Here is a 13,703-nt window from a genome sequence, read left to right on the forward strand (position 1 = left end):
CTGGCTGGCTACACTTGTGGTGAATGGCTACTTCTACCGCTCATCCCCAGGCACACGCCCGATTCAGCAGATTGTCGTGGAAGACGCTGGCGGTTGTGCTTCCCTTCCTGCTGCTGTTCTGGGTGGATATCGCGCATCACACGATGTTCTTCGATGAGGTCAATGCATGGGCGATCAGCGCGGCGAGCCCGACACTTTCGAAACTCTTCTACTACGTACACTTCGAAGGCCACCCGTGGCTCTGGTACTTCATCCTCTGGTTTCCGTCGCGGTTGACACATGATCCCGTGGGGATGAAGTGGGTGGAGGCCGCGCTGGGCACCGCGAACATCCTCATCCTCGGGCTGTTGTCACCTTTCACCTACAAGCAGCGGGCTCTGATCCTGGGCAGCTACTTCCTCGTGTGGGAGTACACGGTGATGTGCCGGATGTACTCGGTGATGTTGCTGCTGGTGCTGCTCTATGTCGTGCTCAGACTGCGGAAGCCGGATTGCGTGGTGGGCTGCTGTGCGCTGCTGGGCCTCGCCGGCAATACCGACATGACCGGCGTGCTGTTGTCAGGCGCGCTGTTGGTCGAGTATGCGTACAGCTCGTACTTCGACGTGGCGAGAGAGCAGCGCCGCGCTGTGATCAGGCGCTGGGTTCCGGGAGTGCTCGCTTATGTGGCGCTGGTAGGGCTATCCATTGCGACGCTGTGGCCGGCGAAGCAGATCAGCTGGCAGAGTTCCGGGCACCTTGGGTCGCACGCGCTCGACCGGCATCGCATCCAGGCGTCAATTGGCAATATGGTGGCCGCGCCGTGGTGGCCGATCTCACCGAAGTTCCCGCACCACTTCTGGGAGACAAGCGTGGTGGAGGCGCGCTGGCTCTACCTGCTGGTTCCGGTGGTGCTGTTCGCGTACTGGTGGACGTTTCGCCGCGATCGCAATCTGCTTTTGCTGATGGGATGCACGCTTGCCTTTGGCATCCTGTTCGCCGACTTCGTCTATGAAGGGCGCGTACGGCATTGGGGCATCTCGTTTGTGTCGTTTGTGGTGGGATTGTGGCTGCAGAGCGTGCAGAACGAGGGCAAGGGCGAGCGACGTGTCAGATGGTCGCGCTGGACGTATCTTCTGCTGGGGATGAGTGCGGTCGCCGGTGCGTTCGCAGTTTACGGCTCATGGGCACATCCGTTTTCGCGCGCGCGGGAGGCGGCGTTCTGGCTGAAGCAGAATGAGCCGAACGCGGCCCTGGTGGGTGCGGGTGATGTCAGCTTCGGCAGCGTGGCGGAAGAGATGCAGCGGCCGGTTTATTTTCTGGAATGCCGGTGCGTGGACACGTTCAAGCTGTTCTCCAAGGACCGCGAGGTGTTCCCTGAATCACAGCTTCCTCTGCGATTCAACCTGGCTATGCAGGACCTGCACACCAATCAACTGGTGTTTGTGTTCTACCGACCTCTCGCCGACGACGACACTAAACGTCTAACGAGCGCGGGACTTCAGGCTGTTCCGCTGACTTCGTTTCCGGGTGCGGACTCTGCTTTGGAAAGCTTCTACATCTACCGGATCAGCCGCAAGACGTAGCGGTTCGGTCTTGCATCAATGGGATGGCTGACCCCAACTGGCTGGCGTGGGATTGCGGATTCCGATGAAGAGCTGGCGCTTCGCGGGCGGAAGCCAGGTCTGGTAGGTGGCGGGCGGGAACTGGCTCGGATGGAGACAGGCGATGGGGTCCGCCTCAAGAACATAGATGGCGTGCACGGCCGGGGCATACACCTGCAGCGGGTTGCGGCAGGGATCGGTGTCCACGTAAGCGTCAGGCTGCGGCTTAAAGGCGTCGGGTGGATTTTTGATGCGAGGGTCATTGAAGTAGCCCCAGGCCTGGACCTGCGTGACAGCGTCGAATTCGAACCCGCCGCTGACGGCGGTGCGCGGCACGCCGGAGCGCTGAACCTCGTCGAGCAGACGGACGCGCGCGCGGTCCATGGCAAAGAGATCATGCGTGCCGGCAATCGCAATGACAGCACCGATTGCAAGGATGGCGACGGAGATGGCAGGGATGCGCGGGCTTATGCGCTCCTGGTGCAAGCGCAGAAGGAAGACGAGCAGGACGGCAAGGATCTCCAGAAGGTAGCGGTCTATCATGCCGAGCGACGACGCGAGAGGCACCAGCAGGCAGCAGTACACCGCCGTAAACGGCAGAAGAAGAATGGATAGCGTGCGCCACGACATTTCCGCTTGCGGATGGGAGGACGCGCGGAATTTTAAGAACGTTTGCACGCAGGCGACAGCGCAGAATGCAACCAGAGCTGCGACGCAGGCCAGTATCCAGGGCGGTACAGACCTGGTGGATCCGAAGAGACCACCGCTCTGCATGATGCCGTTGGCCGTGACCACATTGCCCAGCCATGGCGGCAGAAGTGGATCGATGATCTGCGCCGGGATCGCAAGCCAGAGCACAATGACGATGGCAGCCGCCGTTGCCGGCGCGACGAAGCTGCGGCTGCGCATTTGGCGCAACGCTGCGACGCCCATCGCGAGAACCGGAAGCACATACAGCAGCGTGGCCAGCAGCGTGCGCCAGATACTGTTAGCCAGATGCACGTAGACCATGTTGTGAGCCTGGCGCGGAGGGAGCAGGCTCAATGGCGCGGAGTAGGGTTGGCGGGCAAACCAGTGGAGCACGGACCGAATGCAGATCGCGCCAATGAGCCAGAGAACTGCGGTGGCGGGAAGCGCGAAGCGGCGGCGGCGAAGCAGCCATCCACAGCTCGGCACAATAACTAGAAGACCAAGCCACGCGATCTGGCGGACGGTCCCGAGCGCAATATTGGTCAACGCAGCGGCGGCGAGCCAGGAGATGGCCGACAGATTCGTGTGCGCAGCGATGGCCCGCTGGCAGAGATAGACGCACACGAGGATGGCAAAAAGGCTTGAGACGTCGGTCATGAACGTCGCTGTCAACGGCAGGAACAGCGGGCTCAGAGCAAACGTGAGCGTGCCGAAGACAGCGTGCGCAGGATTGAGCCCGAAGCGACGAAGCACGCCGTGATAAAGCAGCACGGTGGCCAGCGCGATGGGAATGCTGGAAAGTCGGATGACGTTAAACGATGCGCCAAAGAGCCGAACAAAGAGCGCTCCCCACATTGCTTGCCAGCCAAGAATTGGAGACGCCCATCCGTGATACAGGAAGTGTCCCGTGCGGGCGAAGTCAAACGCGATGAGACTGTAAACCCAGTCATCGTTGATGCCGATCTGCGCGAAGGGCCACGTGATGATGATGCAGACAGCGAGAAGAAGCACGCAGAAAAAGCCGGCAGCGGAGAAAAGCTTCGGCGGGCTGGTACGGCTCTGGGAGCCACGAGTCATCTCAGGGGCGTTCATTTTCGATCCCTTGCGAAGAAGGCGAGTGGGTGCGGACCGGCAGAGGGTCTGCGGCTGTGTAGGGCGGAATATAGAGACCGGCAGCAACCTCTCGCTGCATATCCTGCTGGAAGCGTATGCGGGTTCGAACGAAGCCTGGCTGCTGTTCAGCGATGCCTTCGTCGGGTACGAGCACCAGGTGATCCGGGTGCCGCTCCCAGAGAATCAGGTGCGTCGTGAGACGCTCCTTCCGATCGCGCAGCAACTGATATCCGCGGAGGTCGGCGAGCAGACAAAACAGGAAAGCGCCAACGCCGGCGGCGCCGAGACATAAAAACCACGGCGAACCGCGACGCAGCGTCCGGGGAGCGAACAGCCTGACGGCGGCGATGTACTCGAGTGAAGCGAGCAGAGCCGTGTACATCGCGTAGCGGCCGGGAATAGCAGCTTCGAGCCCTAATCGAAATCGTCCTGCCGCAACAAGACAGGCGGTGAGGAGACTGAAGAGAGCAAGGCCGAAAGAGGCTGGGCACACGCGAAGCCAGCCTCGCAAGGTGAGAAAGGCGAAGCCCGCGACGAGTACCACGCCAACCACGAGAGCGCTATGGACAGCGCCGGTCCCAGCTCCGAGGAAGGCGAAGGGGAAACCGATCAGCGACTTGACGCCATGTGGGGATGGAACGTCAGAGCCGACGATGAGTGTGTAGTGCCAGGCGTAAAGCGCACCCATGGCCAATGTGACGGCGACGGTGTAGGAGGCTTCACGGAAGCGCCGTGCATACAGAAACAGGAAGAGGAGAACCGGCACGATGAGAAAGCCGTTGACCGAGGAGGCGATCGTAAGGGCGAGCGAAAGCAGGAACCACGGCATAATCTTGCGGCGCGTGGAGGTCGCGAGGAGCGCCGTCAGCGCAGCAAAGAGGATGACCGTTGGTCCCTGCAGATTGGTCATGGCCCAGTTGACCGTGTCGGCGTAGCGCAGCCCGAGATACAGAAAACAGGGAACGCTGAACAACCAGATGCGCTGCGTGAGCGGTCTGGCGGAGCGCGCAAAGATGAACCAGAGAACGACGACTGTCGCCAGCTCGGAAAGATTGCCGCAAAGCTGCAGCCACTGGTAGTTGATGCGATGGATGCATTGATACTGCAGAGCGACGACCGTCTGCATCACCATGTCTTTGTATTGCACATGCTGCGCGGTCAGGACCCACCAGAGCCTCGCTGCCGCGCCGTGCAGCGAGACATAGTGCTCAATGAACTCACCGATGCCGTCATAGTCATCCTCGAAGGGAATGTTGACGCTGGTGCGCAGAGTGACCAGGACAAACAGCAGGATGGGAACAGCGAGAGTCGCGACTCCGAGATATCGGAGCGCCTTTCGCTCGGACGGTTTTTCCAGATCGGCTGCCTGCATGGGCTTCAGAAGTCCAGCACAACCTTCGAATATTTTGGATCGCGGAAGGTGGTGTTCAAGGCGTCCTGTAGCGGCGTGGCGCGAACGCCGAAGATGCCGGGCCAGTCGATGACCTCGAAGACATCGGGCGTGACGAGCGCCTCGAGCTGCTTGGCCGTGAAGGCCGGATCCTTGTCCCAGAGAGCGTTGGTCTTGAGCAGCAGCCAGAAGACGCGATAGGGAATTTTGATGATGCGCGTCTTCGAGCCGGTGGCCTGCTTCACGGCACGGATGAGGTCGATGTAGTCGATGCGCTCCAGCCCCGTGATGTTGTAGGCGCCGGTGATCTCGTGCTCCAGTGAGCTGTCGATGATGTCGCAGAAGTCGCCGACAAAAAGTGGCTGGCGAAGGAAGCGGCCGGTGCCAGGGATGGGAAACACGGGCGTGCGCTGCATGAAACGCGCGAGCCAGCCGACGTGCTTGCGGTCGAACCAGCCGAACATCAGCGTGGGCCGAAGCACAACCTGCTTGATGCCGGAGTCCAGCACAAGCTTCTCCTGCGCCTTCTTGGTCTCGGTGTAGTCGTCGATGGCCATCGAGTTCACGACCGATGAAGAGATATTGACGACATAGGAGACTTTGTTGCGCAGCGCCACCTCGAGCACGCGCTCTGTGGCGGTGATGTTGTTACGAACGTATTCAGCGGGGTAGATGCCGCCGATCTGCGCGTGGCCGTTCATCAGGTGCGTGCAGCCAACAAACTCGTCCTGCCATGGGCCGGGCTCGGCGAGGTCGGCGTGGATGACGCGCAGGTTCGGGTGCAGACGGCGCAGAGTCTCGGTGTTCGTAGGGTGCTTGTCGATCGCGACAAGCTCGCCGAGATTCTTCTGCTCAAGCCGGGGGATCAGATTTTGGCCGACAAGACCGGCGGCCCCGGTGATAACAATTTTTCTCGAAGACATTGCTCTCCGCGCCACTGCTTTGTGATGATGGCGCTACCGATCGGGATTGATTCTCTTCAACAGGTATACATTGCCGGAGTGGAAGGGCACCTGCTCGTAGTCGGGCGAATTCTCCGTAACCTTCTCCCATACCCATAACGGATGGTGCACGACGATGTACGCTGGACGATCCTCGCTCAGCCAGCTTGTGACGTCTTTGTGGGCGATGTGATCGGAATTCTTGGGGTTGGTCAGTCCAAGAATGTCGATCACAGGACGATGCGTGTACCAGCCGAGGGTGCCGATCTCCGAAGCCTCGATTGTGGCGTTGCTGGGCGTGTTGCGATTAATCCACTCAGCGATATTGACGTAATCCGCGGTCGCTAGCGGGCGGCGCATCTCGCGGAAGTTGAGCGCAATACAGATGACGACGCAAAGCACAACCACCACATGGGCCACCCTGGTCTGCGGTAGTCCCCACATCGCATAGATACACAGCAGAAAGACGAATGGAGCGTAATACCAGTGGTAGGAAGGAATGTTGAAAAGAATGTAGAAGGCCATCAACGCAAGCGCGAACGGAGTCAGCAGTTGCTCCGGCCTCGATCCGCGCTGCTTTCCCCATCCGAGCACAGCGAGTACCAGCACAGGCGGAACCATCCACCACGTTTGCCGGAAAAGACCGCCGTGACCGAATGCCCAGCCTCCGATCTGGAGGAAGCTCCACGGCCATTGCCCCCACAGACCAGAACGCGCCTGCGCCAGTTTGGACGTCGCTGAATTGGGAAGCCAGGCGCCGTAGAAATGCCGGTTCAACAGGACGTATACAAACAGAAGCGCGATAGCGGGCAGGAACGCGATCATTCGCGGGAAGCGACGCTCGCGCCATAACTTCCATGCAACAATCGGCACAAGCAGCCCTGCTTCAAAGCGAGTGAGCACCGCGATTGCGACCAGCAGCGGGAGCCACTCGTACTTCCTCTTCTGATATACCGTTACCACCAGCATCAGGACAAGGAGGAGGGTGGACGTCTCCATTCCGATGACGCTATAGAAATAGGCGGTGACCGCAGCCAGGATTCCGGAGAATGGCGCCAGATTCTCCGCCAGTAGACACGCGCCGGCGAACGTGAGGGTGAAGAGAACATCCCCTGCCAGCAGCACACGGCCGTGCAACAGCCACGTCATCGCGATAAGCAGGTAGGTGAATAGCGGCGACGTGAGGGCGTTGACGGGCTCGCCGGGATTGAAGACCAGCCCGTGCCCCGCAAACAAATTGGCTACAAAACGAGCGTAGATGAGGGCGTCTTCCAGCACGCCATGCCTCGACGCCACCGCGAATACGCTGATTAGAACGAGTACGGCGGTGGCACGGAATGGAAATCCTTCCGTCACGCGCACCCACTGTTGGGGTGAGGATCTATGCATCTGGTTCAGGCAGAGTCAGGCTACCACACGCTTTATCGGAACTAACGGGCCTGTGCGGCGTCGGCAGTGTTGGGTCTTCTCCTTGTATCGGGGATTGCCGCGAAGGACTTCGATGAGCGCGTCAGGATGTGAGGATGATCTTGCCGACGCCGCCCTTTTCGGCGGCTGCGTGGGCCTGTGCGGCGTCGCTGAGCGGCATGACGCGATCGATGATCAGCTTGAGCTTGCCGTCTCGAATGGCTTCGGCGTAGTGCACGTATGTCGCTGGGTCCGGGTGCGCCATCATTGCCTTGATGTTGATGGTCGGGTGCAAGGCGTAATCTTTCGGCTGGCCAAGCACGCTGCCGTAGTTGCCGCCGGGCTTCACCTTACCGAGCAGCTTCGATGCGACCTCACCGCCGACAGCGTCGGCGACGGCGTCGACTGTGCCGAGTTTCGCGATCGCGGCATCGCTGGAGAGGTCGATCGCGTCGATGGCGCCGAGCGATTTGGCTTCGTCGATCTGGTTCTTGCGAACGCCAGCGATCACCTTTGCACCGATCTCCTGTGCGGCAAACAGGGCACAGCGGCCTACGCTGCCGACGGCTCCGGTGAGGAGAATGGTTTGACCGGGCTGGACGCCCGTGGCTTCGCGGATGAGCTCATCGCCCGTGCAGGAGACGAGCGGAACGGCGGCGGCCGTCGTCATCTCCACCCCGTCAGGAACCTTCGCGAGGTCTGCAGCTTTGACCACGCAGAGCTCGGCGTAGGTTCCCCACGCAAGAGCGAAGACGCGGTCGCCGACAGCGAATTGGTCGACGCCCTCGCCGAGCGCGCGCACCACGCCGGCGGCATCGCGGCCGAGAATGCCAGGGAAGGTGACGGGAAAGCGCTCCTTCGCGGCGCCCGAGCGCATCTTCAAATCGACGGGATTGATGCTCGCCGCACGAACCGCAACAAGGACCTCGCCCGGGCCGGGCTTCGGGTCAGGGAAGTCTTCGTACTTGAGGTTCGATGGCGGACCGTACTCTTGCAGAACCGCAGCTTTCATGAAGGCACCTCGGTGGTGAGATGCAGGCCGCGGGGCGCTGGATTAAGTGCTTTTCTAAATCTTGGTCAATAGATCAACCCAGCGATCGACGCAGACCTGGAGATCGAACTGCTCGGCGGCGCGCGTCCGGGAGCGCACTCCCATACGCTGGCGGAGAGCTGTATCAGTCTGCAGCCGGAGAATGTGTGCCGCGAGTTGTTCCGACGACGGCGGATCAAACAGAAAGCCGTTATCTCCGTCGACGACGAGTTCCGGCAGGCCGCCAATACGCGACGCGATCACAGGCAGGCCGGCGCTCATGGCTTCAGCAACGGTGAACCCGAAAGCCTCCTGCCACTGCGAGCATTGAATCAGGATGTCGGCGGCCTTGAAGGCTCCTCCGCCAACGAGGTCCTCCACCTGTCCGGTCCAGGTAACGTGATCTTTGATGCCGAGCTGTCGCGCGAGCCCTTCATACTCGGCGCGATGAGCTCCCTCGCCGCAGAAGACAAAGTGGAGCGACGGCTGGTCTTGTACTGCAACCTGGGCAGCGCGCAGCGCGACGTCAATCCCTTTCTCTGGCACCAGCCAACTGACCTGCATAACGAGCGTGCGATCGAGCGGAATTCCATAACGTCTGCGGAACTCCTCTCCGCTGCCGTGAACACGTTTTGTGTCGGTGCCGCTGTAGATCACCATTGTCTTTGCAGAAGGGATGATGCCTTCGCGCTCCGAGCACCGGCGCACAAAATCCGTGGCGCATACGGAACGGGAGAGCGGCTTCATCATCCACCTCACCTTGGCGGATGCTCGATATCCTTCGCTGCCCCTGGGCCGCGATGTCTGGTCGTAGTAGACCGAGCCACGCGCTCCGCACAGCCGCGCGAGAAGCGGCCACCATCGCACGACGCCCGCGAGCGAGTAGCAGACCAGTGTCGGGCGTTCCTTCCGGAACATGCCGAGTGACTTTTTGACATTGGCGGCGCCCATGTTCGACTGCGCGCGAAAGACCTCGATCTTCACGTTGCCGGGGCCAAGCAGGAACTCGCGCACGAGTGGTGGCGGCTCGTCCTGGAACCAGAGTGTGAGATCCCATCCTTTGTCGTTGAGCTTGCGCGCGAGCCGCTCGGAGAAAGCTTCGACGCCTCCAATTTTGTTTGGTGACACGGCAAACGCAAACACAACGCGAGGACGTCCCATGAGCTCTCCGGAGCGACGAAGTATTGCAAGCATATCGCAGCGGCGAGAAGGCGCTCCGATCCAGCTGCTTTGAGCTACACGGCGACGAGAGACTGCCTCCATTCCTCCGTCTCTGCGAGCCGTTTGAGCCGATGAAAGCGGCGGCGCATGAGGCCGCGAATGCGCGGCGCTACGATGGTGCGGCCGGTGAGCGCGCCGCCCCAGCGCAGCTTCATGGAGAAGCGAACTTCATCGTCCAGACGTGTACCTTCTGCAGTTTCGGTGAACCGATGGTCGTGCTCAAAGCTGCGAAAGCGGCCGGCGATCATGCGGTCTTGAAAGAAGTGCGGCGGGTCCCAGGTGTCGGGGACGATGAGCGAGACGTGATAGTTTGGGAAGCCGAATTGCATGCCCTGCCAGCGGATGATGTCGCCGGCGGTGACCAGGCCAGAGGTGCGGCCGCCCGCAGTGGGATGCATGCCGAGCTCGCGCTCCACGATCGCGATGCTCGTGGAGAGCGCGAAGATGCGGTCGATGGGCGCTTGGATGAGGATGCTGTCGCGGATGGTGAACATGCGCTCTGAGGCTTGAGATGCGGCGCGCACCGCCCGTGCTGTTTTGTTACACGGTTGATGCGGTCTCCATTGTTGCCGATAACGTGCCTGTGGAATGACCGTCGAGCATGAGAGAGCAGAGGAAGCACGAGCGTTTCGCCTGCGAAGGCATGGCCGAAATCCATCTTTACGAGATCGGAAAATCCTACCCTGCGCGGATAGAAAACCTGAGCCTGAGAGGATGCAAGCTCGTGCTGCGACGTCGGCCGGAGTTCAATCTGCAGACTCTTTTTGAGCTGACCTTTACGGTCCACGAGCTGTCGTTTCGTGTGCGCGGCAGGGTGGTGGAGATGCGTCGGGCACGATGTATCGGGGTGGAGTTCGTGGACCTGCGTCCAAGGTTGAAGCGGTATCTCGAGGACCTTATCGAAGAGTTGGCTGCAGGCGGATGGAGGCCTATGCGCATTGACGATCAGGCTGAGGAACGACCCGGCGGAAGAGCGCGGCTGGTAGTCATTCGCAGTTCATCTCCGAACGCTGGTGTCCAGCATGAAGCTTTGGACCGAGGACGTCTCTGACCAAGACTGTAGTGTGGCGTGAATTTGCGCAGGAAGACGCCCTTCAGGCGAGGTCGATGGCCGGACGATGTTCGGCGATGAAAGGTGCGGTTCGAGCTCCAGCGCGGGAAGATAGTCGCGCCACTCGTCCGTTTCAGCGAGGCGTTTGAGGAGGCTGAAGCGGCGGCGCATGAGTCCGAGGATATGTGGGACGACGACCGCGCGTCCGACAAGATCGCCGGCGCGACCGAACGGCATCGTAAAGCGAATGCGGTCGTCGAGGAAGGTTCCCTTTGCGGTTTCAACGAAGCTATGGTCGTGCTCGAAGCTGCGGAACCGGCCCGTGATCATGCGGGCCTGAAAGAAGCGGGGAGGGTCCCATGTGTCGGGCGGGACGAGCGACACGTGGTAGTTGGCGAAGCCGAAGCGCATACCCTCCCACCGAACGGTATCGCCGGCGGTGACGAGACCAGCGGTACGTCCTTCGACGGGATGCATCCCGAGCACTCGCTCCACGACACGAAGGTGTGTGGAGAGGGCGAAGCAGAGATCAATGGGTGCCTGGATGAGAAGGCCGTGCCGGAGAGTAAACATCGTGGAGCCTTCGACGCCGGGAGTCGTTACAAGGTCGATGTGAAAGTGGCTCGGTAGCTGCCGGATTCTTCGCTTCGGTCAGCCCAGATAATCACGCCACTCTTGCGTCGGGCTCTCCGCAACACGACGGATGGCCGCGTTGCGCGCCTGAAGAAATTTTATGAAATATCGGCGCAGAAAAAATTGCTCTGTGAGGATGCCGGCTACACCAAAAGGGGCAGAGAACCAAAGGCGATCCCGCATCAGAGTCTGGCTCTTTTCGATGGGCTCATAGAAATGCTCGTGCTCGAAAGAACGGAAGTGGCCTGCGACCATGACATCGCGGAAATAGTTCGGCGGATCATAGCGATCGATGAGTGAGGTGTGCGTAAGCATCAGCCCGAAGTGGCGGCCGCGCCAGGTCACGGTCTGGTCCGGGCCGATGATGCCGTGTGTCACACCAGCGATGGCGCGCTCGCGCGTGGGCGCGGTGCTGGCCATGTGCAGCTCGATGCTGAGGGACAAAAGAAAGCAGCGCTCAAGCGGCGCTGCGATCTTTGTTTCGAGCTCGATGAGCTGCACTGGTTTTCTATAGCTCCATCGAGTGCTCAGCGACGAGCTGCTTCGCGTGTGCGAGGAAGGCGTCGATGGTTTGTGAGCCTTGGTCGCCTTTGCCACGGACGCGCACGCTGACTGAGTCCGTCGCCGATTCCTTGTCGCCGACGACGAGGATGAACGGAACCTTTTGCAGGCCGAAATCGCGGATCTTCGCGTTCATCTTCTGGTTGGAGAGGTCGAGCTCGACGCGAAGGCCGGCGGCTTCAAGGCGGTTCTTTACGCTCTGCGCGTAGTCGGCGTGCTTTTCACTGATGGGCACGAGGCCGACCTGCACGGGAGCGAGCCAGAACGGGAAGGCGCCTGCGTAGTGCTCGATGAGCACGCCGAAGAAGCGCTCGACAGAGCCGAAGAGAGCGCGGTGGACCATGACGGGGCGGTGGCGCTCGCCGTCTTCGCCGATGTATTCGAGTTGGAAGCGCTCGGGAAGGTTCCAATCGAACTGGACGGTGGAGAGCTGCCAAAGGCGGCCCAGGACGTCGACGAGTTTGATATCGATCTTGGGGCCGTAGAAGGCTGCCTCTCCGGGGATGGTCTTGTAGGAGATGTTTTTGCGTTCGAGCACGCGGGTGAGCGAGCCATTCGCGCGGTTCCACTGCTCGGCGCCGCCAATGAACTTGGGATCTTTGGGGTCCCACGTGGAGAGCTCGACCTTGAATTCAGAGAAGCCGAAGGTCTTGAGGACAGACTCTGCGAAATCGACGCAGGCTTCCATCTCGTCTTCAATCTGCTCCGGTGTGCAGAAGATGTGGGCGTCGTCCTGGGTGAAGCCGCGAACGCGCAGAAGCCCATGCATCGTGCCGCTGCGCTCATAGCGGTACACATTGCCGAGCTCGGCATAACGCTGCGGAAGGTCGCGGTAGGACTTCGGCGAATTCTTGTAGATGAGGATGTGGCCGGGACAGTTCATGGGCTTGATGCGGTACTCAGCATCGTCGAGCTCCATCGGCGGGTACATGTTTTCGGCGTAATTCTCTTCATGGCCGGAGATCTTCCAGAGCTCGCGGCGCATGATGTGCGGCGTGAAGACCATCTGATACCCGCGGCGGATGCATTCGGCGCGCATCCAGTCTTCCATCGTCTTGCGGATGAGGCCGCCCTTCGGGTGCCAGAAGATGAGGCCCGCGCCGGCGACCTCCTGGATGGAGAAGAGATCAAGCTGTTTGCCGAGCACGCGGTGATCGCGCGCCTTGATCTCCTCGAGGTACTTGAAGTGGGCGTCGAGGTCCTTCTGCGAGAAGAATGCCGTGCCGTAGATGCGCTGCAGCTGCTGGTTGTCCTCTTTGCCGAGCCAGTACGCGCCCGCAATCGACGTGACTTTGAACGCCTTCACCCGGCCGGTGGAGGGCACGTGCGGGCCGCGGCAGAAGTCCGTGAAGTTACCGTTCTTGTAGAGCGAAATCGTGTCGCCGGGTTTGGTAAAGCGTTCGATGAAGTGGACCTTCATGAACTCGCCGGACTTTTCGTAATCAGCAAGGCCCTGCTCGCGCGGCTCTTCGACGCGCTGGAACTTCTCGTCGCGCGCGACCACGTCATGCATCCGCTGCTCGATCGCGGCGAGGTCGGCTTCGGTGAACGGCGTCTCGCGGTAGACGTCATAGAAATAGCCGTTGTCGGTAGCGGGACCGTGGCCGAGCTTGGTCTCCGGGAAGAGCTCGAGGATCGCCGTCGCCATGACGTGCGCGGCCGAATGGCGCACGACACGCAGCGCTGCCGGATCATTCTCTTTCAGCAGCTCGAGCGCAACATCCTCGTTGAGGGGAGCGGAGAGGTCGACGATTCGTTCGCCCTGCTCGGCCTGGCCGGAGTACATCGCTTCTTCGCTCTGTTCAGCTTTAGCTTCAGCATCGGCGCTTTCGGTAGAGGCGGTGTTCAGCGGGCGCACACGCGCGACAACCACGGCGGCGGCGAGGCGCGGCGAGATGCTGTTTGCGATGTCGAGCGGCGTCGTTCCGCGCGGAACCTCGCGCGCGGAGCCGTCAGGAAGCTGAATCTTGATCTGTGAGTTCACTCCACCAGCATAGCAACCGGAGCCGCATACGGTACGAGCGTCACGGTACAGCCGTCACGGTACAAACCCGCCATTACAAAAGGCCTTATTTCAGCGGAAAGT

General features: G+C 60.8%; 11 protein-coding genes. 1 reads left to right on the forward strand and 10 read right to left on the reverse strand.

Annotated features, from left to right (window positions below; translation table 11 throughout):
• Positions 1-23 precede the first annotated feature (23 nt).
• Positions 24-1,562 (forward strand): hypothetical protein, encoded by a 1,539-nt coding sequence (locus VGU25_10170; protein HEV2577564.1) that lies wholly within the window; start codon positions 24-26, stop codon positions 1,560-1,562.
• Positions 1,563-1,577: 15 nt separating this feature from the next.
• Here the strand turns inward: VGU25_10170 and VGU25_10175 are convergent, their stop codons facing one another.
• From VGU25_10175 to thrS, 10 genes are all read right to left on the reverse strand, one after another.
• Complete coding sequence (locus VGU25_10175) at positions 1,578-3,347, reverse strand: hypothetical protein (GenBank protein HEV2577565.1); 1,770 nt, start codon at positions 3,345-3,347, stop codon at positions 1,578-1,580.
• A gap of 1 nt (position 3,348) precedes the next feature.
• Complete coding sequence (locus VGU25_10180) at positions 3,349-4,755, reverse strand: hypothetical protein (GenBank protein ID HEV2577566.1); 1,407 nt, start codon at positions 4,753-4,755, stop codon at positions 3,349-3,351.
• A gap of 5 nt (positions 4,756-4,760) precedes the next feature.
• Entirely contained in the window at positions 4,761-5,696 is a 936-nt protein-coding gene (locus VGU25_10185) for an NAD(P)-dependent oxidoreductase (protein ID HEV2577567.1), read from the reverse strand.
• A gap of 33 nt (positions 5,697-5,729) precedes the next feature.
• Positions 5,730-7,103 (reverse strand): hypothetical protein, encoded by a 1,374-nt coding sequence (locus tag VGU25_10190; protein ID HEV2577568.1) that lies wholly within the window; start codon positions 7,101-7,103, stop codon positions 5,730-5,732.
• A 121-nt stretch (positions 7,104-7,224) separates the two neighbouring features.
• Positions 7,225-8,133: an NADP-dependent oxidoreductase gene (locus tag VGU25_10195; GenBank protein ID HEV2577569.1), complete on the reverse strand. Its 909-nt coding sequence runs from the start codon at positions 8,131-8,133 to the stop codon at positions 7,225-7,227.
• 54 nt (positions 8,134-8,187) lie between these two features.
• Positions 8,188-9,312, reverse strand: a complete 1,125-nt coding sequence (locus tag VGU25_10200; GenBank protein HEV2577570.1) for a glycosyltransferase family 4 protein — start codon at positions 9,310-9,312, stop codon at positions 8,188-8,190.
• A gap of 74 nt (positions 9,313-9,386) precedes the next feature.
• Positions 9,387-9,866: an SRPBCC family protein gene (locus VGU25_10205; GenBank protein HEV2577571.1), complete on the reverse strand. Its 480-nt coding sequence runs from the start codon at positions 9,864-9,866 to the stop codon at positions 9,387-9,389.
• 503 nt (positions 9,867-10,369) lie between these two features.
• The gene (locus VGU25_10210) at positions 10,370-10,996 is read right to left on the reverse strand and encodes a hypothetical protein (GenBank protein ID HEV2577572.1); all 627 of its coding nucleotides are present in this window, start codon (positions 10,994-10,996) and stop codon (positions 10,370-10,372) included.
• 78 nt (positions 10,997-11,074) lie between these two features.
• Entirely contained in the window at positions 11,075-11,557 is a 483-nt protein-coding gene (locus tag VGU25_10215; GenBank protein HEV2577573.1) for an SRPBCC family protein, read from the reverse strand.
• 7 nt (positions 11,558-11,564) lie between these two features.
• Positions 11,565-13,601 (reverse strand): threonine--tRNA ligase, encoded by a 2,037-nt coding sequence (thrS, locus tag VGU25_10220; GenBank protein ID HEV2577574.1) that lies wholly within the window; start codon positions 13,599-13,601, stop codon positions 11,565-11,567.
• Between the last annotated feature and the right edge of the window lie 102 nt (positions 13,602-13,703).

This window comes from Acidobacteriaceae bacterium (genome assembly GCA_035944135.1).
Classification (GTDB): domain Bacteria; phylum Acidobacteriota; class Terriglobia; order Terriglobales; family Acidobacteriaceae; genus Granulicella.